Genomic DNA, 23,582 nt, shown 5'->3' with positions numbered 1-23,582 from the left:
GCCATGGGTCTTCTCGGCATCCTGGTCGGCCTCGCCGTCCTCATCTTCCTGGCCTTCCGGGGCTCCAGCATCCTCATCCTCGCCCCCATCGCCGGGCTGATCGCGGCCGCCTTCTCCGGCGAGCCGCTGCTGGCGAGCTGGACCCAGACCTTCATGCGCAACGCGGCGGACTTCGTCGCGCAATTCTTCCCCCTGTTCCTGCTGGGGGCGCTGTTCGGCAAGCTGATGGAGGATTCCGGCTCGGTCATCTCCATCGCCAACTTCATGACACAGAAGCTGGGGGCGCAGCGCGCCATCCTCGCCGTGGTGCTGGCGGGCGCCATCGTCACCTATGGCGGCGTCAGCCTGTTCGTGGCCTTCTTCGTGCTCGCGCCCATGGGGGTGGCCCTGTTCCGCTCGTCCGGCGTGCCGCGGCGGCTGATGCCGGCGGCCATCGCGCTCGGCACCTCCACCTTCACCATGTCGGCCATGCCCGGCACCCCCTCCATCCAGAACGCCATCCCCATGCCGTTCTTCGGCACCACGCCGTTCGCGGCACCGGGCCTCGGCATCATCGCCTCGCTGGTCATGCTAGGCTTCGGCATGTGGTGGCTGAAGCTGAGGGAGAACAAGGCGCGGGCCAAGGGCGAGGGCTTCGGCGCGCTGATCGCGGCGCCGGACGAATCCGCCGAGCTTGCCGCCGACGACCCCCTGGTGCGCGAGCGGGCCACCACCGCCGGTGCGTTCGATCCCTCGGAGATCCATTCGAGCGACGCGGCCGCCAGAAATCCCCCCATCCTGCTCGCGGCCCTGCCGATCATCGTGGTGATCGTGGTCAATCTCTTGATGTCCTTCGCAATTCTGCCGCGGATGGACACCGCCTTCCTCGCCACCGACCAGTGGGGCGCCACCAGCCTCTCCGCGGTGGGCGGGGTGTGGTCGGTGATCGTGGCGCTTACCGCCGCCATCATCGCGGTGATCGCCATCAACTTTCGCAGCGTGCCGGAACTGCGCGCCACCATGACGGCGGGCGCCAATGCCTCGGTGCTGCCGATCCTGTCGGTGGCGAGCCTGGTCGGCTTCGGCGCCATCGTCGCCGCGTTGCCGGCCTTCGCCGATGTGCGCAACTGGGTGCTGTCCATCGAGGGCGGCCCGCTGGTGTCGCTGGCGGTGGCCACCAACATCCTCGCCGCGCTGACCGGATCGGCCTCCGGCGGCCTCACCATCGCGCTCGACGCGCTGGGACCGACCTACATGAGGATTGCCGCCGAGATCGGCATGGACCCGGCGCTGATGCACCGCGTGGCCGTGATCGGCTCCGGCACCCTCGACAGCCTGCCGCACAACGGCGCGGTGGTGACGCTCTTGTCCGTGTGCGGGGTGACCCACAAGGAAGGCTATCTCGACATCGTCATGGCGGCGGTGGTGGGGGCGCTGATCGCGCTCGCCGTGGTGATCGGGCTCGGCACCCTGGTCGGCAGCTTCTGAGGCGCGTGCTCTAGATTACACCGGCGGCCGGCGGGCGGCCGTCCATTCTAAACCTCACACCGGCCACATATGCGGGGGGAGACATGCCAGCCACCTTTGAGGTCTCCGGCTTCCTCACCTTCACCCTCGCCATCGTGGTGTATTTCGTCGGGGCCGGGCTCAATGGCGTGATCGCGCCGCTGCGGCGCTGGAACATTCCCGAGGCGGTCACCGGAGGCCTGCTCGCCGCCGTGGTGACGCTTTTGTGCTACCGCGTGCTCGGCCTCGCCATCTCCTTCGATCTCGCCGCGCGCGACATGCTGCTGCTCTATTTCTTCACCGGCATCGGCCTCAATGCACGGCTGTCGGACCTCGCGCTGGGCGGGCGGCCGCTGCTCATCCTGCTGCTTCTGACCGTGGTCTATCTCGGGCTCCAGAACGCGGTGGCCATCGGCGGAGCCAAGGCGCTGGGGCTGCCGGACGGCATCGCGCCACTGCTCGGCTCGGTTTCGCTCATCGGCGGCCATGGCACCACCATCGCCTGGGCGCCGCTGCTCTCCGAGCGGTTCGGCCTGCCCAACGCGCTGGAGGTGGGCATCGCCAGCGCCACCCTGGGCCTCGTCATCGCCAGCCTCGTGGGCGGGCCGGTGGCGGGCATCCTCATCAACCGCTTCAATCTGCGCAGCGACGAAATCCTGCCCCCCATGGTGGGCCTGCCCGACGACGACGTGGGGCCGGACGCGGGCAAGGTCACCTACCGCAACATCCTGAGCGCGCTGCTGGTGCTGAACGTGGCCATTCTCGTCGCCTACTCGCTGGAGGGCGCGGTGGAGCAGACGGGCATCAAGCTGCCCATGTTCGTGGTGTGCCTGCTGGTGGCCATCGTCATCACCAACACGCTGCCCCGCCTCCTGCCGCGCATGGCGTGGCCGGCGCGCACGCCGGCGCTGGCGCTGATCTCCGACCTGTCGCTGAAGATCTTCCTCGCCATGTCGCTCATGAGCATGCAGTTGTGGACCCTGGGCGGGCTCGGGCCGGCGCTGGCCATCGTGCTCGGCCTGCAGACGCTGGTGGCGGTGCTCTACATCCTGTTCGCGGTGTTCCCGGCCATGGGGCGCAACTATCAGGCGGCGGTGCTGGCGGCCGGCTTCACCGGCATCAGCCTCGGGGCGACGCCCACCGCCATCGCCAACATGACGGCGGTGACGCGCACCCATGGGCCGGCGCCCATCGCCTTCATCATCCTGCCTTTGGTCTCGGCCTTCTTCATCGACATCGCCAACGCCCTCGCCATCGGCTTCATGCTGCGCTGAGGGCGCAGCGCCCGGGCCTGCCAGGCAGCGTCCCCGCGACGCGGAGCCCCCCGCCGGGCGAGTGGCGCTGCGGGACTTGGCGGATCGCGTGATCTCCGGAAGGCGTGATCTCCGGAAGGTTGTGCGGGCTGAAGCGTGGGGCGGGACGAGCCCCCGGGGCGACGTGATGTCTTGCCCAGATCAGAACAGATCGAAACTGAAGATAGATTTGTAATAATTCTCGATCATGAAATTCAGCTATGTTCTATGCATACGATGCCTTCCTGAAACATTCAATCCGTGAATATCCCGTGTTGTTGAGTTATCATGGCTTCGGTAGCGTTTACCGGTGTGTTGGGCGAGCTCGTGTTGGTCGGTTCGCCTGTTTCAGATTTGAATCAATCCATAAAGAGACGAGGACATGATTGTCACGGTGATCTTCGGCTCCGACGGCGGAGCCACGAAAGGGGTCGCGTCCAGGATTTCCAAGAAGTGCCAGGGTCGCTCCGTGGACATCAAGGCCGCGACGAAGGCCGACTTCGAGAATTGCGACCTGCTCATCCTGGGTTCGCCCACCTATGGCGATGGCACATTGCAGACGGACTGGGAGGAGAACATCGACAAGCTGCGCGCCGCCAACCTCAAGGGCAAGAAAGTGGCGCTGTTCGGCACCGGGGACCAGGAGAGCTATCCCACCTCCTTCGTCGATGCCATCGGCATCCTCTATGACGAGGTGACGGAGCTGGGCGCGGAGGTGGTCGGGTTCACCGACACCGCCGGCTACGATTATGTGGGCTCCACCGCCGAGCGGGAGGGCCGGTTCGTCGGCCTCGCCCTCGACCAGGACACGCAGTCCGGCATGACGGACAAACGGGTGACGGCATGGCTCAGCAAGCTGCTCTAGGCCCCTGCGCGGACGCGCCCGGGGATGCGCCGCTCCCGGAGGAGGCCCTGTGGCCTCCATCCCCCGCCGCTGCCGTCGCGGACGGGTGCGCGGCGCCGGTGATGCGGCTGTTCCAGCATCATGTCTACGAATACGGGCGGGGCGTGCGCGCCCTGTTCCTCATGACGCTCTGTCGCGCCGAGCTGCCGCTGGTGCTGGCGCGGCTCGGGCGGCACGGCATCGACCATTTCGTGCAGGAGGTGAGCCCGGTCAAGGTGAACCTCTTCTTCGGCCGTCCGGCTTTCGTGGCGGTGGCGCGGGCGGTGGTCACGCGGCCGCTCAACACCCTGACGGCGGAAGAGGATTTCATGCTCGGCACGCTGCTCGGCTATGACAGGGAGCAGCAGTGCCGGCGCTATCTCGGCCGCTCCGGGCGCGGCCAACCGGAGGTCATCGCCCTCGCGGCGGAGTGAGGCCGGTGGCCAGCAGGCGGCCTGGGGCGGGCTCAGCGCGCGCCTTCGCTCTCGGCGTAGCGGGTGGCCAGCGGCAGGGAGGCGGTGGCGAGGAAGGAGCGGTAGCGGCGCCGGGCATCCATGGCGGTGCCGTTGTCGGCGATGGCGGCTTCCTGCAGCTCCGCGAGCGCCCAGGGGGTCGGCTCCACCGGGATGGCGACGATCTCGGGCGCGGCGCGCGAGGTGATCTCGATCACGTCGTGGGGTGTGAGGGCCTGGAGGGCATGGGTGGCGAGCTGGCGCTGATAGGCCCGCCGTTCGGGCGAAAGCTCGTCCCACGGCTCCAGCAGGGGATAGCGCTGCCGGGAGAAAGCGTGCATCGCGCGCGCCATGCGCTCCACCATGTCCGTCGCCAGCATCCCCGCCTCTCAACGCCTGACAAATCGAGCCCGGCCCCCCGGATGGATGGCAGCATGCCGGATTCCCCTTTCCCGGAAGTTGCCGGCCGGCGCGACCTTCCGACATGGTCAATGGAGCGTTAATGCCAGCGCTGGTGCGCTTCGCCCACAGCCGCCCGCGCGGCGCCGGAGCGGACCCCCTCGGCAGCGGAGGAAGAGCGGGGGGATGAAAACGTGAACGTCATCAGTCTGCCGCACGGGCCGGTGATGATCCGGCTGCCCCACATCGCGGCTGCGCCGGCGGCCCTTCTTTCTTCGGGAAGCGGGCGATTCGCCGAGCAAATTGATTCAATTTATCCGGATCGCGCTCTAGGATGCGGGCCGAAACGGGATCAAGGGAGTCCAGCATGTCCGTGAAGCTCAGCGACCTGAAGGTGAAGTTGTTCACCGACGGGGCCGACAAGGCGCAGATCGTGGAAATGGCCAAGCAGCCCCACATCGCCGGCTTCACCACCAATCCGTCCCTGCTGCGCAAGGCCGGCGTGACCGACTACGAGGCCTATGCCCGCGATCTCGTGGCCGCAGTGCCGGACCGGCACATCTCGTTCGAGGTCTTCTCCGACGACATCCCGGAAATCCGCGCCCAGGCTCGCGTCATCGCCACCTGGGGCGAGCACGTGCACGTCAAGCTTCCGGTCTCCACCACCCGCGGCGAGACGCTTTATGACCTGGTGCGGGACCTGGTGAACGACGGGGTGAAGGTGAACCTCACCGCCATTTTCGACGTGCCCCAGGTGGAAGAGGGCGTGAAGGCGCTGGCTGGCGGAGCGCCGTCGATCATCTCGGTCTTCGCCGGACGCCTCGCCGACCTCGGCATCGACTACAGGCCCGCCATCTCGCGGGCGGTGGCCCTCGCCAACGCGACCGGGAATGTGGAGGTCATCTGGGCCTCCACCCGCGAGGTGTGGAACGTGATCGAGGCGGACGAGATGGGCTGCCACATCATCACCGCCCCCGCCGACGTGCTGAAGAAGCTGCCGGCGCTGGGCTCGCGGACCGCGGCCGAGCTGTCCCTCGACGCCGTGAAGGCGTTCCGCGCCGATGCTCTGGCCGCCGGCCTCACCCTCGACCTGAAGGGCCGCGCCGCCGCGGAGTGACCTTTCCCGGGGCCTGCCTGCATCGAAGGCAGGCCCCGGCATTGCACACATCGCGTGCGCTGATACACTGGCCACAAGGCGCAGCCGGTCGCTGACCCAGCGGCAGGCCTGAGCGCATGTTTCCGCCTTGCGGCGAGGGGATGGACATGAGGGACGAGACGCACGGGCCCGGGGCGGGTCCGGGGCAGTCTTGCCGTGAGCGTTCCGTTGCGGAAAGCGCGACGGATCAACGCCGCGCGACGACGGGGCCTGTGGCTGCGGGATGTGATCCGGCCGCCGCGTCCCGGTCTCCCGCTCCCTTGTCTCCCGCTCCCGCGCCGTCCCGCGCGAATGGCGCAAGCCCGAATCGCCATCCCGTGCATTCCGAGGCTGTGGCGCCGGCAGGTGCTGGCCCGGCCTCCGCAGGCGCGCCCGCGACCACTGCGGCATCGGCGAGCCCGAATCCCGCCCCGGCCTATGCGGCCGGCCACGCCGGCGCGGTCTATGCCGCCATTGATCTCGGCACCAACAATTGCCGCCTTTTGGTGGCGCGTCCCACGGCCCGCAGCTTCCGGGTGGTGGATGCCTTCTCACGCATCGTGCGTCTCGGCGAGGGCCTGGGCGCCTCCGGCCGCCTCTGCCAGGAGGCCATGGACCGGGCGGTGGCGGCGCTGGAGATCTGCGCGAGCAAGATGGACCTGCGCGGCGTCAGCCGGGCCCGCATCGTCGCCACCGAAGCCTGCCGGGCCGCCGAGAACGGCGAGGAGTTCTGCGCCCGGGTGGAAGCGCGCACCGGCCTGAGGCTGGAAGTGGTGGACCGCCGCACCGAGGCGGGGCTCGCCGCCACCGGCTGCGCGCCGCTGGTGGACCCTACCTGCGACGGCGCCGTCCTGTTCGACATCGGCGGCGGCTCCACCGAGGTGGTGTGGCTGGGCCGGCGCTCGGCGGGGGATGACGGCCCGCCGCGCGCCCGCATCCGCTCCTGGGTTTCGCTCCCGGTCGGGGTGGTGTCGTTGTCCGAGCGGCATGGCGGCGTGCGGGTCTCGCCCCAGGTCTTCCGCTCCATGGTGGACGAGGTGTGCGGCATGCTGGACGGCGTGCGCCAGAGCTGGGGCGTGCGCGCGCCCGGCCGGCTGCACCTGCTCGGTACCTCCGGCACGGTGACCACCGTGGCCGGCATCCATCTCGGCCTCGACCGCTACGATCGCACCCGCGTGGACGGTGCCTGGCTCGGCGCCAGCCACATCGAGCAGGTGGTGGAGCGCCTCATGTGCATGTCGTTCGAGGAGCGGGTAGCCAATCCCTGCATCGGTGCCCAGCGGGCGGATCTGGTGCTGGCCGGCTGCGCCATCATGGAGGCGGTGCGCCGCGTTTTCCCCGCCGATCGCCTGCGGGTGGCGGACCGGGGCTTGCGCGAGGGCATGCTGGTGCAGTTGATGCGGGCCGACGGCGCATGGCGGCGCAACCGCCCTGCCGGCGCCCCCTCCGGAGACGCACGCGCGTGACCACACCACCCCGCGGGCCGGACGGCCGGCCCCTGAAAGTGCGCGTGAAGACCGCGCGCGGCCGCACCACATCCTCCCAGAAATGGCTGCAGCGCCAGCTCAACGACCCTTACGTCGCCCGCGCCAAGCGGGAGGGCTGGCGCTCGCGCGCCGCCTTCAAGCTCATCGAGATGGACGAGAAGGCCAAGCTTCTGAAGCGAGGCATGCGCGTCGTGGACCTCGGTGCCGCCCCCGGCGGCTGGAGCCAGGTGGCGGCGAAGAAGATCGGCCTTGCGGAAGGGCACGGCAAGATCGTCGCCATCGACCTCCTGGAGATCGAGCCCATTCCCGGGGTCGCCTTCGCCCAGATGGATTTCCTCTCCGCCGACGCGCCGGAGCGCCTGATCGCCATGCTGGGCGGACCGGCCGACCTCGTCATGTCCGACATGGCGGCCAATGCCACGGGCCACAAGAAGACGGACCATCTGCGCATCGTCGGCCTGGTGGAGCTTGCGGTGGATTTCGCCCGCCAGGTGCTGGCGCCGGGCGGGACCTTCCTTGCCAAGGTGATCCAGGGGGGCATGGAAGCCACGCTTCTGGCCGACCTCAAGCGCGACTTCGCGCAGGTGCGCCATGTGAAGCCGGCGGCGAGCCGCGCCGATTCGGCCGAGCTCTATGTGCTGGCCACGGGCTTCCGGGGCGAGGCGGACCGGGCGCAGGCGGATGACGCTGAGACGGCCGAGGCACAGGTGTCCCGGGATCAGTGATCGGGACTGACCTCGCTGCGCGGGTCGGCGAGGTCGGGCTTGCGGCCGGTCAGCTCCGCGCCGGCATCCTTCGGCAGGGTGATGAAAAAGGCGAGGCTGAGCACGCTCACCACGGCAACCACCAGGAAGGCGACGGCGAAGTCGCCCTGGGTCACCGTCATTTCGCCCCGGCCGGCGCGCAGGGTCTCCAGCACGAAGCCGGCCAGCGCCACCCCGCACGAGAGCGACACCTGCTGCGCCACGCTGGCGAAGGAGGTGGCCCGGCTCATCTCCTGCGGCTCCACCTGCGCATAGCTCAGGGCGTTGAGCGCGGTGAACTGCAGCGAGCGCAGGAAGCCGCCCACCAGCAGCACCATTACGATGATCCAATGGGGCGTGAACGGCGTGAAGGCCGCGTTCACGGCGATGAAGCCGGCGCAGACGACGGCGTTGGCGAGGAGCACGCGCTTGTAGCCGAGCCGCCGCAGCAGCGGGGCGGCGGTGAATTTCATCACCAGGGCGCCGGCCGAGGCGGCAAGCGTGAGCAGTCCGGAGACGAAGGGCGACAGGCCGAAGGACAATTGGAGCATCAGCGGCAGCAGGAAGGGCAGGGCGCCGATGCCGACCCGGAACAGGGAGCCGCCCACCACGCCGGCGCGGAACGAGGAATGCCGCAAGAGGTTCAGGTCGAGCACCGCATGGGGCGTGACCCTGGCGTGGCGCACATAGAGCCACAGCGCAGCGGCGCCGATGCCGGCAACGGTGAGGGCGGCCCACACCGGCACCAGCTCCTGCCCGAGCACGGCGAAGCCGAAAACGAGGCCGGCGAGCCCGATGCCGGAGAGGACGAGGCCCTTGAGATCCAGCGGCGGCACGTCCTCCTCCCGCACATTCTCGATGAAGCGGGTAGCGAGGAACACGCCCAGCACGCCGATGGGCACATTGATGAAGAAGATCAGCCGCCAGTCGAAATAGGTGGTGATGAAGCCGCCCAGCGGGGGGCCGAGCACCGGCCCCAGCAGCGCGGGAATGGTGAGCCAGGCCAGCGCGGAGACCAGCTCCGTCTTCGGTACCGAGCGCAGGATGACGAGCCGCCCCACCGGCACCATCATGGCCCCGCCCATGCCCTGGATGATGCGGTAGAGCACGAAGTCGGCGAGCGAGGTGGACAGCCCGCACAGGATCGAGCCCACCGTGAAGATCACGATGGCGGATCGGAATACCGTGCGTGCGCCGTAGCGGTCCGCCGCCCAGCCGCTGGCCGGGATGAAGACGGCGAGGGAGAGCAGGTAGGAGGTGAGCGCCAGCTTGAGCGCCACCGGATCTTCCTTCAGGTCGGCGGCGATGGCGGGCAGGGAGGTGGCGATGACGGTCGCATCCACCTGTTCCATGAACAGCGCACAGGCGACGATGAGGGGAATGAGAACCTGCGGCGGCAGCGCGTGGCGCGGCATGAGCGTTTCCGTAGGGGCGCGCCTCGGGGGCAGAGCGGCGCGTCGGGCCCGGGGTTCCGAATAGGGGCTTCGCCGGCCGCGATCAACCACCCCGGCGCCAGGGGCCACGATGCCTTGCAGGGACGCGCAACCACACCATATGGATGCCGAGGCCTTTAAGGAGGGCCTGACGCGACCATGGTCTACATTCTCGCCGCTCTGCTTCCGCCGCTCGGCCTGCTGGTGAACGGACAGCCGATTTCGGCACTCATCAATCTGGTCATGATCGTGCCGTGCATCCTGCTCGGCCTGATCTTCCCGCTCCTGTTCCTGGTGCCGTCGGCCCATGCGGTCATCGCCGTGCACATGAAGCGCACCGATCGCCGCCAGCGCGAGGTCATCGAGACCATCGAGCGCACCGGCGTCCCGCCCCGCGACTGGCGCCCCTGAGGCACGACAATCCGCGCCGCGGGTTTCTGCGGCCCCTCATGCCTGTCATGCCCCGGCGCGTCCGGGGCATGGGTCCGGATGTCCACGCAAGCCGTGGTTGCCGGCCGGGTCCTCCGGACACGCCGGAGGGTGAGGCGGGAATGTGGCGAGGGCGGCTTGTGGCCCGGCCGGTCCTCGCGCGTCAGTCCACGGTGAGGACGATCTTGCCCACATGGGTGCTCGCATCCATGCGGGCATGGGCGGCGGCTGCGTTCGCCAGGGGAAAGGTCTCGTCCATCACCGGGCGGTATTTGCCCGCCGCGATCAGCGGAAACACCTTCTCCACGATGGCGGCGGCCAGCGCCGCCTTTTCCTCCACCGGGCGCGAGCGCAGGGTGGAGCCGGTATGGGTGAGGCGCTTCAGCATGAGGCGCATGAAGTCCACCTCGGCCTTGGCGCCCTGCTGGAACGCGATCTGCACGATGCGCCCGTCCTGCGCGGCGGCCTCGTAATTCTTCTGGATGTAAGGGCCGCCGATCATGTCGAGGATCACGTTGGCGCCCTTGCCGGCGGTGAAGCTCTTCACCTCCGCCACGAAATCCTGGGTGCGGTAGTTCACCGCGAGGTCCGCGCCCAGCTTCAGGCAGGCGGCGCATTTCTCGTCCGACCCCGCCGTCACCACCACCCGCGCGCCGAAGGCCTTGGCGAGCTGGATGGCCGTGGTGCCGATGCCGCTGGACCCGCCGTGCAGCAGCAGCGTCTCGCCCGCCTTCAGCTGGCCGCGCTCGAAGATGTTGCTCCACACGGTGAAGGCGGTTTCCGGCAGGGCTGCGGCCTCGGCGGCGCTGAGGCCCTCGGGGATGGGCAAAGCGGTGGCTTCATGGGTGGTGCAATATTGGGCATAGCCGCCGCCGGTGACGAGCGCGCAGACGCGGTCGCCCACCTGGAAGCGGCTCGCGCCCGCGCCGAGGGCGACCACCGTGCCGGCGATCTCCAGGCCCGGAATGTCGGAGGCGCCGGGCGGCGGCGGATAGAGGCCCTTGCGCTGCATCACGTCCGGCCGGTTGATGCCCGCGGCCTCCACCTTCACCAATACCTCGCCGGGGGCTGGGGCGGGCACCGGCCGGGTGCCGGGCACGAGCACCTCGGGTCCGCCGGGCGCGGAGATGAGGATGGCGGTCATGGTTTCGGGGAGGGGGGCGGACGACATGAAGACGGCTCCGAAGGGGCTGGCGGCGCGGCGCCTGAGGCGGAGGCCCTGAAACGAGGGCAGGGGAACGGGTGGAACGGGAACGGGGTCCCCGGCCTGGATCAGGCTGGCTGGTGAAGCCGCTTTCTTCAAGAGGTTGGACGGCGCGTGCGAGCGGCCTCTTTAAACCGAAGCGGGGACGGGCAAAATAGGGGCCGGACCTGAAGTCCGCCCGGAAGCGCGAGGCGACAATAAGGAGGGGCGCGCAAGATGCCAATGGACGACGACGCTTTGCCCCCGCCGCGCGAGCCGCTGGTCGCAGCGGATATCTCGCGCCTGTCCGTGGACGAGATCGAGCAGCGCATCGCCGACCTCAGGGCGGAGATCGCGCGCCTGGAGGCGGCGCTCGAGGCCAAGCGGGCATCCCGCGCCGCAGCCAATGCCGCATTCAAGCTGTAGGGGCTCCGGCGGAAGGGGCAGGGTTTCTAAAGGCCACGCGTTAAGACGGCCTTAATCCCTGCTTGCCATACTGTATTTGTCCGTCGGGTTTCCTCCCGGACAACTGGCAACTCTCCCTGTCAGACTTCGGAGCCGCCGCGAGGCGGCTCTTCTTTGGGCGGGGTCCCGCGCGGTCCGACCCCCACCCCGGCCGGTGCCTTGTTGGGCTCGTGCCCGATATCCCCATGCCTTTTCGGCCGCCGCCCCTTTACGCACGGGCCGGCATTCCGCTTGATGCCCGCCCTTGCGGAGGAGTGCGGCGGTGCGGGACAGGGACGAGGCGGCATCGGCCTCCATCTTCAGTCGTGGCATGGAGCGGCTGGCCTCGGCTCAGGCGCGCCTTGCGGCGGCTCCGCTCGACCAGGCCGCGGTCGCCGCCTTGCGCCGCCTCGTCATGGATGCCTCCTCGGCGCTGCTGATGCTCGACAGGCTGGGTGACCGCGACATGGAGCCGGACCGGTTCCGGCGCGAAGCGGCCCGGCTCGACCTGGCCCTGCCGGGGGGGCTCGTCGAACGCCTGCCGGCGGCGGCCCGGATCGGGGCGCTGGAGCTCGCGACCCTTTGCGGCGCGCTCGCCGCGCGGCTTCAGGAGGAGGCAGGCGGGGACATGGCCGGCACTGCCGGCAACGCGGAAAGCCGCGACGGCGGCAGGGCCGCCCGCGGCTTGGTCTGGTGACGCAATCGAGCGTGACGCAATCGAGCGTGACGCAATCGAGCGTGACGCAATCGAGCGTGACGCAATCGAGCTGAAAGCCGGCGCAACACCCTTGACGGCATCGCGCTGCGGCATGCTCCGGCGCCAGCCTGGCGAGGCCGCAACGTCAGGCCCTGCGACGCAGATACGCAGGGCCGGATGCCGCGGCGGGCCGGCGATCAGCCCTTGAGCAGGGCGCCGAACTTGCTCTTGAAGCGGGAAACGCGGCCGCCGCGGTCCATCAGCTGCTGGGTGCCGCCGGTCCACGCGGGATGGGTGCGCGGGTCGATGTCGAGCTGAAGGGTGTCGCCCTCCTTGCCGTAGGTCGACCGGGTCGTGTACTCGGAACCGTCCGTCATCACCACCTTGATGAAGTGGTAATCGGGGTGGATGTCGCTCTTCATTGGTTCAATCCTTTATCGCCACGCCGACGCCCTCCCGGGACCGGCAGCGTCAATTTCGGTTCCTGACGGAAGTGGCGGGTCTATAACCGAGTGCATGCCTTGACACAAGCCGACACCTCACCTGCCCCCAAGAACGCCGCCGGCGGCGACGTTGCCGCCGCGCGGCGCCGCAAGGCCAACCTGAAGCCGCTCAAGGGACTTGCCCCTTACCTGTCGCGCTATCGCGGCCGGGTGGCGGCGGCGCTGGTTGCCATCCTGGTGGCTGCGCTGGCGACGCTGGCGCTGCCTTTGGCGGTGCGGCGCATGATTGATTTCGGCTTCGCCGCCGACCATTCCGCCCTGGTGGAGCGCTATTTCGCCGTTCTGGTGGCGGTGGCGGCGGTGCTGGCCGCCGCTTCGGCGGCGCGCTATTATCTGGTTACCACTCTCGGTGAGCGCGTGGTCTCGGATCTGCGCAGCGCCGTGTTTGCCCGGCTGGTGACGCTGGACGGAGCCTTCTACGATTCGGCCCGCTCCGGCGAGCTCACCTCCCGCCTCACGGCGGACACCACGCAGCTGAAGTCCGCGGTCGGGGCGTCCGCCTCCACCGCCTTGCGCAACCTGGTGCTGTGCGTGGGCGGCATCGCCATGATGGTGGTGACGAGCCCGCGCCTGTCGGGCCTGGTGCTGGTGGCGATCCCCATCATCGTGCTGCCGCTGGTGGCGTCCGGCCGCAAGGTGCGCCGGCGTACCCGCCATGCCCAGGACACCCTCGCCGACGCTTCGGCCTATGCCGCCGAGGCGCTGAACGGCATGCGGGCGCTCCAGTCGTCCAGCGCGGAGGGCGCGGCGCGGGCGCGCTTCGACGGGGCGGTGGAGGAGGCCTTCGGCGCGGCGCGGGACGCGACGCGGGCGCGGGCCTGGCTTACCGGCGTCGCCATCTTCCTCATCACCGCCAGCATCGTCGCGGTGCTGTGGGCGGGCGCCCAGTCGGTGCTCGCGGGCACCATGAGCTCGGGGGCGCTCGGCCAGTTCGTGCTCTATGCGGTGCTGGCCGCGGCCTCCCTCGGCAATCTGTCCGAGACCTGGGGCGAGGTCTCCGCCGCCGCCGGCGCCGCCGAGCGCATCGGCGAGCTGCTGAAGGTGGAGCCCCAGGTGCGCACGCCGGACCGGCCCGTGACGCTGCCGGCCCGCCTGTCCGGCGCGATCCGCTTCGACGAGGTGTCCTTCGCCTATCCCACCCGGGGCGAGGACAATGCCTTGCACGCCGTCTCCTTCACCGTGCGGCCCGGCGAGCGGGTGGCGCTGGTGGGGCCGTCCGGCGCCGGCAAGAGCACCGTGTTCCAGCTGCTGGAACGCTTCTACGACCCGCAGGCCGGGCGCATCCTGCTGGACGAGATCGACATCGGCACCGCCGATCCGGTGGACGTGCGCCGGCAGATCGCGCTGGTGCCGCAGGAGGTTGCCATCTTCGCCGACACCGTGCGCGCCAATATCCGGCTGGGGCGGCCCGACGCCACCGATGCCGAGGTGGAGGCCGCCGGCCGGGCGGCGGCGGTGGACGAGTTCGTGGCGCGCCTGCCGCAGGGCTGGGATACCGTGGTGGGCGAGCGGGGGGTGACGCTCTCCGGCGGCCAGCGCCAGCGCATCGTCATCGCCCGCGCCATCCTGCGGGCCGCCCCCATCCTCCTGCTCGACGAGGCGACGAGCGCGCTGGACGCGGAAAGCGAGACCCTGGTGCAGACCGCGCTGGAGCGCTCCATGGAGGGGCGGACCACCCTCGTCATCGCCCACCGGCTCGCCACCGTGCTCGAGGCCGACCGCATTCTCGTCATGGAGGCGGGTCGCATCGTGGACGAGGGCACCCATGCGGAGCTGGTGGCCAAGGGCGGACTTTATGCCCGCCTCGCCCAGCTCCAGTTCAACGCGGCGGCGTGATCTTGCCGCCGAACCGCTCCCGATATCGGCAGGTTCGGCGGGGTTCGGGACAGTTCGACATCGGCTGGCGGGGTCCCGGTCAGGGCCGCCATTCCATGCGGAAGGTGCGGCGGCCAGACATGGGGTTCTCCCCCTCCGACACGACGGCAAGGCCCATCTTCTCGTAGAAGCGCACCGCCCGCGGATTGTCCTGGTTCACGTCCAGGGTGACGAGGGCAGGGGAGATCCGCCGCGCCTCGTCCATCAGTGCCTCGGCTGCGCCCCGGCCCCAGACGCGCGGGGCGACGGCCAGCTGGTCGAGGTATCCCGTGCCGGGATGGATCACGACGAAGCCCGCCACCGCCCCATCAGGGTCGAGCGCCACCCGGATGAGAGCGCCGCCCGCCGCAAGGTCGTCGAGATGGCGTTCCAGCCACGGCCGGCGGGCCTCGAAGTCGATCTCCGGCAGGGTCCTCGCCCAGCTCTCCACCCACAGCTGTGCCATGGCGGGGCGATGGGCGGGCAAAGCGGGCGCGAGGGTGTAGGGCATGGGGGAAGGCATCGGGGTGTTGCGCATTGGTCTCATGGCGGCCGGACGGCCGCTTGCCGATCCGTCTCCGCACCGTCGTGTCCGGGGCATCCACGGTGCCGCAGACCGGTTGCCGGGCGCTTAACACCTTGTGGCGCATCGGCAGGACCGCACCCGCCGGGAGGACGAACGCTCTCACCGCTCCGTCAGCTTCAGCTCGATGCGGCGGTTGCGGGCGCGGGCGTCCTCGGTGGCGGCGGTGTCGATGGGCTGGTATTCGCCGAAGCCGGCGGCGATCAGGTGCTGCGGGCTCACGCCCCAGGATATGAGGTATTGGACAACCGCGATGGCCCGCGCCGCCGACAATTCCCAGTTGGAGGGGAACTGGGGCGTGGTGATGGGCCGGTTGTCGGTGTGCCCGTCGATGCGCAGCGCCCAGGAGATGTCGGGCGGGATGCTCTTCTCCAGCTCGAGGATGGCGCCAGTCAGCTTGTCGAGCTCCGCCAGCGCCTCCGGGCGCAGGGTGGCGGAGCCGCGGTCGAAGAAGACTTCCGACTGGAACACGAAGCGGTCGCCCACCACGCGCACGTCCGGCCGGTTGCCGAGGATCTCGCGCAGCCGGCCGAAGAATTCCGAGCGGAAGCGCGTCAGCTCCTGCACCCTTTGGGCGAGCGCCACGTTGAGCCGGCGGCCGAGGTCGGTGATCTTGGTCTGGCTCTCCGCATCCCGCTTCTCGGCCACGTTGAGGGCTTCTTCCAGCGCGGCCATCTGCCGGCGCAGGGCGGAGATCTGCTGGTTGAGCAGCTCGATCTGGGCGATGGCGCGGGCGGCCACGTCCTTCTGGAGGTCCACCTCGCGGGCGAGGGCCTGGGCGCGGCCGGTATCGGAGGCGGGGGCCGGGGCCGCGGAAAGCTGGCCCTTGAGGCGGTCCCGCTCGCTTTCGGTGGCTTCCAGCGAGGCGCGCAGGGTGGCGAGCTCGCTGTCCGCGGTCTGGCCGGTGGCGCGCTCCAGCGAGAGCAGCTCGGTGAGCTGGCGGATCTGCGCCTGCAGGCGCTGCATCACGTTGTCCTTGCCCGACATTTCCTGGGTCAGGAAGAACTGGGTGAGCATGAAGACGGACAACAGGAAGATGAACACCAGCAGCAGGGTGGACAGGGCGTCCACGAAGCCGGGCCAGTAGTCGATGTGGCGGTCGCGGCCGCGTCTGCTCAAGGCCATGGCTCAGCTCCCGCTCGTGGTCCCGTTCCCGCTCAGCTTCTGCCGCTGCCGACGGTCTCGTCATTGAAGCGCCGGACCAGGCGCCTCAGCTCCTCGTTCTGGGCGCCCTGGGCCTCGACCATCTGCTTCAGCAGCGCCTGTTCCGAGCGCATGTGGGTGACGAGGCCCTGGAGGCTCTCGGCCAGCTGGGACATGGCGGTGGTCACCCGCTGGGACCCGGCTTCCGCCATGGCCTTCTCCAGCCGGCCCATGGCCGAGACCAGGGGCGCGGTGTCGAAGGCCGGCTGCGGCGGCGGCAAAGCGAGGGGCGGGCTGGAGGGGACCGGCGGCGGGGCGGTGGCCGAAACGCGGGCCAGCGCCGCCTCGGAGCCGAAGGCGCGGTCGCGCGGGGCGTCGTCGAGGTCGCGCACGGTGGTGGAGAGCCAGTCCTCGAGGTCGGTATAGAAGCGGTTCTGCGCCTGCCCTGCCTGGAGGTCGAGGAAGCCGAGCACCAGCGAGCCCGCAAGCCCGAACAGGGAGGACGAGAACGCCGTGCCCATGCCGCCGAGGGGGGCGGCAAGGCCGCTCTTCATGTCCTCGAAGATGGAGCCGGTATCCGGCCCCACCTGCAGCGAGCCGATGACCGTGCCGATGGAGGAGACGGTCTCCAGAAGGCCCCAGAAGGTGCCGAGCAGGCCGAGGAACACCAGAAGCCCGGTGAGGTAGCGCCCCATGTCCCGGCTCTCGTCGAGGCGGGTGCCGATGGAATCGAGGATGGAGCGCATGGTGACCTGGGAAATGGACATGCGCCCCACCCGGTCGCCCAGCAGCGCCGCCATGGGCGCGAGCAAAGTGGGCGGGCGCGCCACCGCCAGCCCCGGATCGGACAGGCGGAAGGAATTCACCCAGTCCACCTCCGGAAACAGCCGCGCCACCTGCCGGATGGCCAGGATGATGCCCACGGCCAGCACCCCGAAGATGACGCCGTTGAGGCCCGGATTGTTGAGGAAGGCGCTGACGATCTGGCGGTGGAGCACGGCGGCCAGCGCCGCGCACAGGGCCAGGAACACGATCATCCGCACCAGGAAGATCTGGGGGGACGATACCTTGATGAAAGGATCGACGACGCGCGCCATGAAAGGTCCTCGAGCGGAAGGGGCATCGAGCGGAAGATCCGGCCCGGCCCTGATAGCAGATTGCGGTGAGTCCCGCTCACCCGATTCCGCTCATGGCCGGTGCCCGACTATGGCACAGGGCCCGCGCCGGGCGAAACCACCATCACCTTGCGGAAGACGAGCGAAAGATTGTTGGCCGGCATCTCGGCCACGCGGGCAAGGACGAGGCCGTTGCGTGCCGCGCAGGCCGCCACGTCGGCGAGGTTGCGCAGGCCGAAGCGCGGGTCCTGCCGCTTCAGGTCGGCGTCGAACGCCTCGTTGGAGGGGGCGGTGGGCACGCCGTCCTGCCGGAAGGCGCCGTAGACGAACAACACGCCGTCCGGCGGCAGGCGGGCACCGGCGCCGCGCATGAGGCCTTCGGTCGCCTCCCACGGGCTGATGTGGATCATGTTGACGCACATCACGGCGTCCACCTTCCCCACCGGCCAGTCCGCGGCGGCGGCGTCCAGGGCGAGGGGCGGGCGCACGTTGCCGAGCCCCTCCGCGGCGGTCCATGCGGCGATGGAGGCGCGCGCGTCGGGCGAGGGGTCGGAGGGCTGCCAGGTGAGGTGCGGCATCCTGCGGGCGAGATGCACCGCATGCTCGCCGGTGCCGCTGGCGATCTCCAGCACCAGCCCGGAGGCCGGCAGGAGCGGCGCCAGCATGGCGGCGATGGGCTCGCGGTTGCGCGCGACCGCCGGGGCGGAGCGGCGCGCGTCAAGGGATGGACTGGACAAGGGATCAACTCTCCGCTGTGTCGGGGCGGGGGACGCTGGCCCGGCGGCCGGAAGGGCCGGCGGGCAGGATCGCGGCCCCGTGGGCTGGTGCGCGCATCTTGGCGGGGGTCGCCCCGGCGCTCAACCGTCTGCGCCGCCCGGTTCCGCCACAATGGTCGGCAAACGTGCCGCATGTCGTCCCCGGCGCGCCGCAGGGCTGAAAAATGAACGCGAGATAATGTGCGATCCGCCGTCGCGGCGATATAAGGAAGCAAAGCCAGCGCGAGACCGGAACCCATTTTTCATGACGACCACCCGTGACGCCAGTTTCCTGGAGGGCGCCTTGGCCCGGACGCGGCCCCCCGTGGCGGAGCGCGCCGGACAGGAGCGCGCCGGGCTTGAGCGGGCTTTCGACGATCTCGCCGCCTACATGAATGCCTGCATCCTCGGCCAGCCGGACTTCGTGGAACTGCTGCTCATCGCGGTGCTGGCGGACGGTCATCTCCTGGTGGAAGGCGCGCCGGGCCTCGCCAAGACCAAGGCCATCAAGGCTTTGGCCCGGGCCATCGACCTGAGCGACCAGCGCATCCAGTTCACCCCGGATCTCCTGCCCTCCGACCTCACCGGCACCGACATCTACCGGCCCGAGGATGGCAGCTTCCGGTTCCAGAAGGGGCCGGTATTCCACAATTTCATCCTCGCTGACGAGATCAACCGCGCCCCGGCCAAGGTCCAGTCGGCCCTGCTGGAGGCCATGGCGGAGCGGCAGGTGACCGTGGGCGGCGTGACCTACCGCCTGCCCGACCTCTTCATGGTGATGGCGACGCAGAACCCCATCGAGCAGGAAGGCACCTATCCCCTGCCCGAGGCCCAGCTCGACCGTTTCCTGCTGCATGTGCGCATTGATTTCCCCGACATCGACGCCGAGCGCGAGATCCTGCGCCTGGTGCGCGGGGAGGCGCGGGGGGTGGCGCCGGATTTCGGCCCGCCTTTGCCGCAGGAGGTGGTGTTCGCCGCCCGGCGCGAGGTGGCCGCCGTGCATATGGCGGAGCCGGTGGAGGAATACCTGCTCCAGATGGTGCAGGCCACCCGCCGTCCCGAGCTCTACGGCGCCGACCTCGAAGGGCTGGTCAGCTTCGGCGCCAGCCCGCGCGGCACCATTTCCCTCGACCGCTGCGCCCGCGCCCATGCCTGGCGCCGCAAGCGCAACTATGTGGTGCCTGAGGACGTGCAGGCCGTGCTGAAACCGGTGCTGCGCCACCGTGTGCTCATGACCTTCGAGGCCGAGGCGGACGGGGTGACGAGCGACGATTTCATCGACCTCCTCATTGCCCGGGTGCCGGTGGGCTGAGGTCGGGAACAGCCATGTCGGAACAGGATCCGCTGAAGGGCGTCGTCGCCCGCCTGCCGGAACTCGTGGCGGCGCGCCCGCGCGGGGGCGGCGGCTTTGCGCCCGGCGGCAAGGTGCGGACCCACCAGTTTGGTGGCCACCGCTCGTCCTTCCGCGGCCGCGGCATGGAATTCGACGAGGTGCGTGCCTACCATCCCGGCGACGACGTGCGCACCATCGACTGGCGCGTCACCGCCCGCACCGGGCGCACCCACACCAAGCTGTTCCAGGAGGAGCGCGAGCGCCCGGTCCTGATCCTCGCCGATGCGCGCGCGCCCATGCGCTTCGGCACGCGCGGCAGCTTCAAGTCGGTGCTGGCGGCGAAGGCGGCCGCCATCCTCGCCTGGGTGGGCATCGCCGGCGGCGACCGGGTGGGCGGCGTCGTGCTGGCGCCGTCGGGCGTCGGCACCTTCCGGCCCGAGCGCAGCCGCCGGCGGATCCTGAATTTCGTGCGGGCCGTCGCGGATGCCACCGCGGAGCCGGCGGGGGCGCCGGAGGACGGCCCTGCGCTGGCGGAAGCGATCGCACGGACGCGCGCGCTGGCGCGGCCCGGCACCCTCGTCTTCCTCGTCACCGACTTCGCCGATCTCGATGCCCATGCGGCGCGCGAGGTGGAGCGGCTGGCGGTGGAGAACCATGTTACCTGCCTGTTCGTGTTCGACCGGCTGGAGGCGCAGATGCCGGGCTCCGGCCTCTATCCGGTCACCGACGGGGCGGCGGTGGCGCGCCTCGATGCGGAGCGGGAGGCGCTGCGGGCCGCTTATGCCCGGCGCTTCGCCGCCCGGCATGACGCCGTCGAGCGGATCTGCCACGAGCGGGGCATGACCTTTCTCGATCTGGAGACCGGCACCGATCCGGCCGATGTGCTGCATCCCGAGCGGCTGCGGCCGCTCCAGTCGGCAGGGCGGCGCGCCTCTGCATGACGACGCCCGCAGCCCCGAAACCCGATTTCTCGACGCCGGACTTCCTGACGCCGGGCTCCACGGCGCCGGGCGCGCCGGACGCCCCCCCGCTGGAGGAAGCCCTCGCCGGCCTGCGCGACATCCACCTGCCGCCCGACGTGCCGTTCTGGCCGCCGGCGCCCGGCTGGTATGCGCTGGCGGGGCTGGTCCTGCTGGTGGGGGTGGTGCTCGCCATCCGCGAATGGCGGTGGCGGCAGACGCTGGCCTACAAGGCCCTGAAGGAGTTCGAGGCCACGCTGGCCCGGGCCGGCGCCCGGGATGGCGCCCCGGATGCCCAATTCGTCGCCGCCGCGGCGTCCGGCGTGCTGCGCCGCCTCGTCCATGCCCAGTCGGGGGATGGGGCGCCCGTGGTGACCGAGGCGGCATGGAGGCGCGTGCTCATGGCCGGCAAGGCGGGCTTCGGCGTCCCCGAGGCGGCCTTCCTCGCCCGCGCGCCCTATTTTCCGCCGGGCGAGGCCCCGGACGCCGACATCGCGCCGAAGGCCTTCGCCGCCGCCGTGCGGCGCTGGATCCGGGCGCGCGCATGATCACGCTGCAATGGCCCCTCATGCTGGCGCTGCTGCCGCTGCCCCTTCTGGTGCGGCTGGTCCTGCCGCGCGCGCCGGAGCGGCGGGCCGGCGCGCTGCGCCTGCCCTTCTTCGCGGAGCTGGTGCAGGCCGGCCTCGTCACCGCCGGACGGCCGCGCTGGCGGCGGCTCAGGCTCGCCGCGCTCGCCTTCATCTGGACCCTGCTGGTGATCGCCGCCGCGCGGCCGGTCTATGTGGGCACGCCCGTCGCCCTCCCGGTGGAGGGGCGGGAAATGATGCTGGCGGTGGATCTCTCCGCCTCCATGGCGCAGCAGGACCTCGCCCGCTCCGGGGTGCCGGCGAGCCGGCTCCAGGTGGTCAAGGGGGTGGCGGACGACTTCATCTCCCGTCGCACGGGCGACCGGATCGGTCTCATCCTGTTCAGCACGCGGGCCTATGTGCAGGCACCGCTCACCCTCGACCGCAACGTGGTGCGCCAGCTCCTCGCCGAGGCCTCCATCGGCATGACGGGGCGCAACACCTCCATAGGCGATGCCATCGGCCTTGCGGTGAAGACGCTGCGCGACCGGCCGGGCAAGGATCGCGTGCTCGTCCTGCTCACCGATGGCGCCAACACCTCCGGCGTGCTCGATCCCATCGAGGCGGCGGCCATCGCCGCCAAGGAGAATGTGCGCATCCACACCATCGGCGTCGGCGCCGACGGCTATGCCATCGACATCCAGCCCGGCATGCCCATGAACCCCTCCGCCGACCTCGACGAGGACGCGCTGAAGAAGATCGCGGGGCTCACCGGCGGCCAGTATTTCCGCGCCCGCGACGACAAGGGCCTCGCCCGCATCTATGCCGACATCGACCGTCTGGAACCGGTGGCGGGGGACCCCCAGTATCTGCGCCCCACCGTCGCCCTGTTCTTCTGGCCCCTCGGCGCGGCGCTGCTGGCGAGCTTTCTCGTCTGCGCCCTGCTGGTGATGCCGTCGTCCCTGCGCCGGGGCGCGGGCGGCGCGAAACGGGCGCGCGCGGAGGGCTCCGCCTGATGCCGGCGAGCGTCCACTTCCTGCGGCCCGAATGGCTGCTGGCGCTGCTGCCGGCCATCGTGCTCGCGGCTCTGCTGTGGCGCCGGCTCAAGCAGGGCTCGAACGACTGGTCGCGGGTGGTGGATGCCCACCTGCTCGCCCATCTGGCCGCGCCGGACGGGCGGCAGGCCGGCCGCTGGCCGGTCCTGCTGCTGCTGGCGGGCTGGATCGCGGCCGTTGTCGCCATGGCCGGGCCGGCCTGGGAGAAGCTGCCGCAGCCGGCGGGCGGGCGGCTCGATCCGGTGGTGGTGGTGCTCAGCCTCGCCCCGTCCATGGGCGCGAGCGATGCCAGCCCCACCCGGCTCGCCGCCGCCCGCTACAAGGTGGCCGACGTGCTGTCGCGCATGCGGGGCGGCGAGGTGGCGCTGGTCATCTACGCCGACATTCCCTTCACCGCCGCGCCGCTCACCGAGGACACCCGCGTGGTGGGCCAGATGCTGCCGGACCTCGCCACCAGCCTGATGCGCGGCGGGCCGGCGCGCCCCGACCTTGCCATCGAGAAGGCCGTCGAACTGCTCAAGGGCGCCGGCGCCTCCACCGGGCGCATCCTCATCCTCGCGGATGGCGCGGGAGACGCCCCCGCGAAGGCGCAGGCGGCGGCCAAAGCGGCAGCCGCGGCGGGCTTCAGGGTCAACGTCATCGGCGTGGGTTCCACCGGCGCGGACGGGGCCGGGCCGGTGGATGCGGCGGGCCTCTCCGCCCTTGCGGTGGCGGGGCGCGGGACGTTCTCCCGCCTCACCGCCGACGACAGCGACCTGGAGAGCACCCTGCCGCCCACGAGCGCGTCCGCCGTGGCCCCGCCCGTGGATCGGGACGGCTTCACGGCCGATGTGTGGGCCGACATGGGGCCGTTCGTGCTGCTCCTCGCCGTGCTGCTGGCGCCGCTCGCCTTCCGCCGGGGGTGGATCGCCATGCTGCTTCTCGCGGTGCTGCCCGCCCTTGCCGCGCCCCCGCCGGCCTTGGCCGGGACCTGGGACGACCTGTGGTGGCGGCCCGACCAGCAGGGCGCGGCCGCCTTCGCGGCGGGCGACTACGCCGCCGCCGCCCGGCGCTTCGAGGACCCGGCCTGGCGGGCCGGCGCGCTCTATAAAGCGGGCGACCATGCGGGCGCCGCTGCCGCCTACGCCGCCATTGCGGGCGCCGACTACAATCGGGGCAACGCGCTCGCCCGGGCCGACCGGCTGGAGGAGGCCGTCGCCGCCTACGACGCCGCGCTCGCGGCCGACCCTGCCGACGCCGACGCGAAGTTCAACCGCGATCTGGTTCAGGCCATCCTCGACGCCCGCAAGAAGAAGGACGACGAGAAGAAGAACGACAAGAAGAACGACAAGAAGGACAAAGGCGGCTCCGGCGGGGGAGGGGGCGGCCAGCAGAATGCCGGCGGCAAATCCGATCCGGCCAAATCTGATCCGGCCAAGCCGGACAATGCCAAGCCGGACAACAGCAAGCCGGACACCCCCGATGCCGGCAAGGCCGGTGCCGACCCGCAGAAGGACAGGTCCGGCACGCCCGAGAAGGCGGATCCGCAGACCGCGGGCGGTGCCGGGCCGCCTCCGCCCGCGCCTCCGCCGGGACCTGCGCCGCTGCCGCCGCGAAAGCCCGCCGAGATCGCCGACTGTCTCTTATACAGATCTCCGAGCCCACGAGACTGCAG

Annotated in this window: 25 protein-coding genes; 16 read left to right on the top strand and 9 right to left on the bottom strand. The window is 70.5% G+C overall.

Annotated elements, in window-relative coordinates:
- Positions 1–3: 3 nt before the first annotated feature.
- The 4 genes from K9U40_RS10080 to K9U40_RS10065 all read left to right on the top strand — a co-directional run bounded on the left by K9U40_RS10080 (position 4) and on the right by K9U40_RS10065 (position 4,094).
- Positions 4–1,467: a GntP family permease gene (locus K9U40_RS10080; RefSeq protein ID WP_282890060.1), complete on the top strand. Its 1,464-nt coding sequence runs from the start codon at positions 4–6 to the stop codon at positions 1,465–1,467.
- Positions 1,468–1,550: 83 nt separating this feature from the next.
- Complete coding sequence (gene gltS, locus K9U40_RS10075; protein WP_282890059.1) at positions 1,551–2,759, top strand: sodium/glutamate symporter; 1,209 nt, start codon at positions 1,551–1,553, stop codon at positions 2,757–2,759.
- A 400-nt stretch (positions 2,760–3,159) separates the two neighbouring features.
- Positions 3,160–3,642 carry a flavodoxin FldA gene (gene fldA / locus K9U40_RS10070; RefSeq protein WP_282890058.1) on the top strand — a complete coding sequence of 161 codons (483 nt, stop codon included), beginning with the start codon at positions 3,160–3,162 and terminating at the stop codon, positions 3,640–3,642.
- A 101-nt stretch (positions 3,643–3,743) separates the two neighbouring features.
- The gene (locus K9U40_RS10065; protein WP_282890057.1) at positions 3,744–4,094 is read left to right on the top strand and encodes a DUF2023 family protein; all 351 of its coding nucleotides are present in this window, start codon (positions 3,744–3,746) and stop codon (positions 4,092–4,094) included.
- A gap of 32 nt (positions 4,095–4,126) precedes the next feature.
- Here the strand turns inward: K9U40_RS10065 and K9U40_RS10060 are convergent, their stop codons facing one another.
- A complete protein-coding gene (locus tag K9U40_RS10060) occupies positions 4,127–4,492 on the bottom strand; it encodes a hypothetical protein (RefSeq protein WP_282890056.1) in 366 nt (121 codons plus the stop codon).
- Positions 4,493–4,878: 386 nt separating this feature from the next.
- Between K9U40_RS10060 and K9U40_RS10055 the strand changes: the two genes are divergently transcribed.
- From K9U40_RS10055 to K9U40_RS10045, 3 genes are all read left to right on the top strand, one after another.
- Positions 4,879–5,628, top strand: coding sequence for a transaldolase family protein (locus tag K9U40_RS10055; RefSeq protein ID WP_282890055.1), 750 nt, complete (start codon positions 4,879–4,881; stop codon positions 5,626–5,628).
- A gap of 146 nt (positions 5,629–5,774) precedes the next feature.
- Positions 5,775–7,112, top strand: a complete 1,338-nt coding sequence (locus tag K9U40_RS10050) for a Ppx/GppA phosphatase family protein (protein ID WP_282890054.1) — start codon at positions 5,775–5,777, stop codon at positions 7,110–7,112.
- Entirely contained in the window at positions 7,109–7,858 is a 750-nt protein-coding gene (locus tag K9U40_RS10045; protein ID WP_282890053.1) for an RlmE family RNA methyltransferase, read from the top strand. Before K9U40_RS10050 ends, K9U40_RS10045 begins: the two co-directional genes overlap by 4 nt.
- On the opposite strand, the gene K9U40_RS10040 is transcribed toward K9U40_RS10045, so the two are convergent.
- On the bottom strand, positions 7,852–9,291 hold the full coding sequence (locus K9U40_RS10040) for an MFS transporter (protein ID WP_282890052.1): 1,440 nt from the start codon (positions 9,289–9,291) through the stop codon (positions 7,852–7,854). The genes K9U40_RS10045 and K9U40_RS10040 overlap by 7 nt on opposite strands.
- A gap of 177 nt (positions 9,292–9,468) precedes the next feature.
- Between K9U40_RS10040 and K9U40_RS10035 the strand changes: the two genes are divergently transcribed.
- Positions 9,469–9,720, top strand: a complete 252-nt coding sequence (locus K9U40_RS10035; RefSeq protein ID WP_282890051.1) for a hypothetical protein — start codon at positions 9,469–9,471, stop codon at positions 9,718–9,720.
- 181 nt (positions 9,721–9,901) lie between these two features.
- Here K9U40_RS10035 and K9U40_RS10030 read toward each other — a convergent pair whose 3' ends face one another.
- A complete protein-coding gene (locus tag K9U40_RS10030) occupies positions 9,902–10,909 on the bottom strand; it encodes an NAD(P)H-quinone oxidoreductase (protein ID WP_282890050.1) in 1,008 nt (335 codons plus the stop codon).
- A gap of 249 nt (positions 10,910–11,158) precedes the next feature.
- Between K9U40_RS10030 and K9U40_RS10025 the strand changes: the two genes are divergently transcribed.
- Both K9U40_RS10025 and K9U40_RS10020 read left to right on the top strand, forming a co-directional pair.
- Complete coding sequence (locus K9U40_RS10025) at positions 11,159–11,347, top strand: DUF1192 domain-containing protein (RefSeq protein WP_282890049.1); 189 nt, start codon at positions 11,159–11,161, stop codon at positions 11,345–11,347.
- Positions 11,348–11,648: 301 nt separating this feature from the next.
- The gene (locus tag K9U40_RS10020) at positions 11,649–12,062 is read left to right on the top strand and encodes a hypothetical protein (protein ID WP_282890048.1); all 414 of its coding nucleotides are present in this window, start codon (positions 11,649–11,651) and stop codon (positions 12,060–12,062) included.
- On the opposite strand, the gene K9U40_RS24800 is transcribed toward K9U40_RS10020, so the two are convergent.
- Both K9U40_RS24800 and rpmE read right to left on the bottom strand, forming a co-directional pair.
- Complete coding sequence (locus K9U40_RS24800; RefSeq protein ID WP_414114841.1) at positions 11,972–12,163, bottom strand: pentapeptide repeat-containing protein; 192 nt, start codon at positions 12,161–12,163, stop codon at positions 11,972–11,974. The genes K9U40_RS10020 and K9U40_RS24800 overlap by 91 nt on opposite strands.
- 96 nt (positions 12,164–12,259) lie before the next feature.
- A complete protein-coding gene (rpmE, locus tag K9U40_RS10015) occupies positions 12,260–12,484 on the bottom strand; it encodes a 50S ribosomal protein L31 (protein WP_012112862.1) in 225 nt (74 codons plus the stop codon).
- Between the two features lie 90 nt (positions 12,485–12,574).
- Between rpmE and K9U40_RS10010 the strand changes: the two genes are divergently transcribed.
- Positions 12,575–14,401, top strand: a complete 1,827-nt coding sequence (locus K9U40_RS10010) for an ABC transporter transmembrane domain-containing protein (RefSeq protein WP_414114840.1) — start codon at positions 12,575–12,577, stop codon at positions 14,399–14,401.
- A 79-nt stretch (positions 14,402–14,480) separates the two neighbouring features.
- Here K9U40_RS10010 and K9U40_RS10005 read toward each other — a convergent pair whose 3' ends face one another.
- From K9U40_RS10005 to K9U40_RS09990, 4 genes are all read right to left on the bottom strand, one after another.
- Positions 14,481–14,957, bottom strand: a complete 477-nt coding sequence (locus K9U40_RS10005) for a GNAT family N-acetyltransferase (RefSeq protein WP_282890047.1) — start codon at positions 14,955–14,957, stop codon at positions 14,481–14,483.
- Between the two features lie 147 nt (positions 14,958–15,104).
- Positions 15,105–16,127, bottom strand: coding sequence for a peptidoglycan -binding protein (locus K9U40_RS10000; protein WP_282890046.1), 1,023 nt, complete (start codon positions 16,125–16,127; stop codon positions 15,105–15,107).
- 32 nt (positions 16,128–16,159) lie between these two features.
- Positions 16,160–17,242, bottom strand: a complete 1,083-nt coding sequence (locus K9U40_RS09995; protein ID WP_282890045.1) for a flagellar motor protein MotA — start codon at positions 17,240–17,242, stop codon at positions 16,160–16,162.
- Between the two features lie 107 nt (positions 17,243–17,349).
- On the bottom strand, positions 17,350–17,997 hold the full coding sequence (locus K9U40_RS09990; protein WP_282890044.1) for a DUF938 domain-containing protein: 648 nt from the start codon (positions 17,995–17,997) through the stop codon (positions 17,350–17,352).
- A gap of 409 nt (positions 17,998–18,406) precedes the next feature.
- Between K9U40_RS09990 and K9U40_RS09985 the strand changes: the two genes are divergently transcribed.
- The 5 genes from K9U40_RS09985 to K9U40_RS09965 all read left to right on the top strand — a co-directional run.
- Positions 18,407–19,327, top strand: a complete 921-nt coding sequence (locus K9U40_RS09985) for an AAA family ATPase (protein WP_282890070.1) — start codon at positions 18,407–18,409, stop codon at positions 19,325–19,327.
- A 14-nt stretch (positions 19,328–19,341) separates the two neighbouring features.
- Positions 19,342–20,289 (top strand): DUF58 domain-containing protein, encoded by a 948-nt coding sequence (locus tag K9U40_RS09980; RefSeq protein ID WP_282890043.1) that lies wholly within the window; start codon positions 19,342–19,344, stop codon positions 20,287–20,289.
- Positions 20,286–20,855 (top strand): DUF4381 domain-containing protein, encoded by a 570-nt coding sequence (locus tag K9U40_RS09975; RefSeq protein WP_282890042.1) that lies wholly within the window; start codon positions 20,286–20,288, stop codon positions 20,853–20,855. The genes K9U40_RS09980 and K9U40_RS09975 overlap by 4 nt, the downstream gene beginning before the upstream one ends.
- On the top strand, positions 20,852–21,889 hold the full coding sequence (locus tag K9U40_RS09970) for a vWA domain-containing protein (RefSeq protein WP_282890041.1): 1,038 nt from the start codon (positions 20,852–20,854) through the stop codon (positions 21,887–21,889). The genes K9U40_RS09975 and K9U40_RS09970 overlap by 4 nt, the downstream gene beginning before the upstream one ends.
- Positions 21,889–23,582, top strand: a 1,694-nt coding sequence (locus K9U40_RS09965; RefSeq protein WP_282890040.1) for a VWA domain-containing protein, incomplete at its 3' end; no start/stop codon positions are given. The genes K9U40_RS09970 and K9U40_RS09965, both read left to right, overlap by 1 nt.

Origin of the sequence: Xanthobacter autotrophicus (genome assembly GCF_030015065.1) — a bacterium.
In the GTDB taxonomy this organism is placed as follows: Bacteria; Pseudomonadota; Alphaproteobacteria; order Rhizobiales; family Xanthobacteraceae; genus Xanthobacter; species Xanthobacter autotrophicus_D.
The sequence above is the reverse complement of the archived record's forward strand: the minus strand, read 5'-3'. Positions and strand labels throughout refer to the sequence as shown.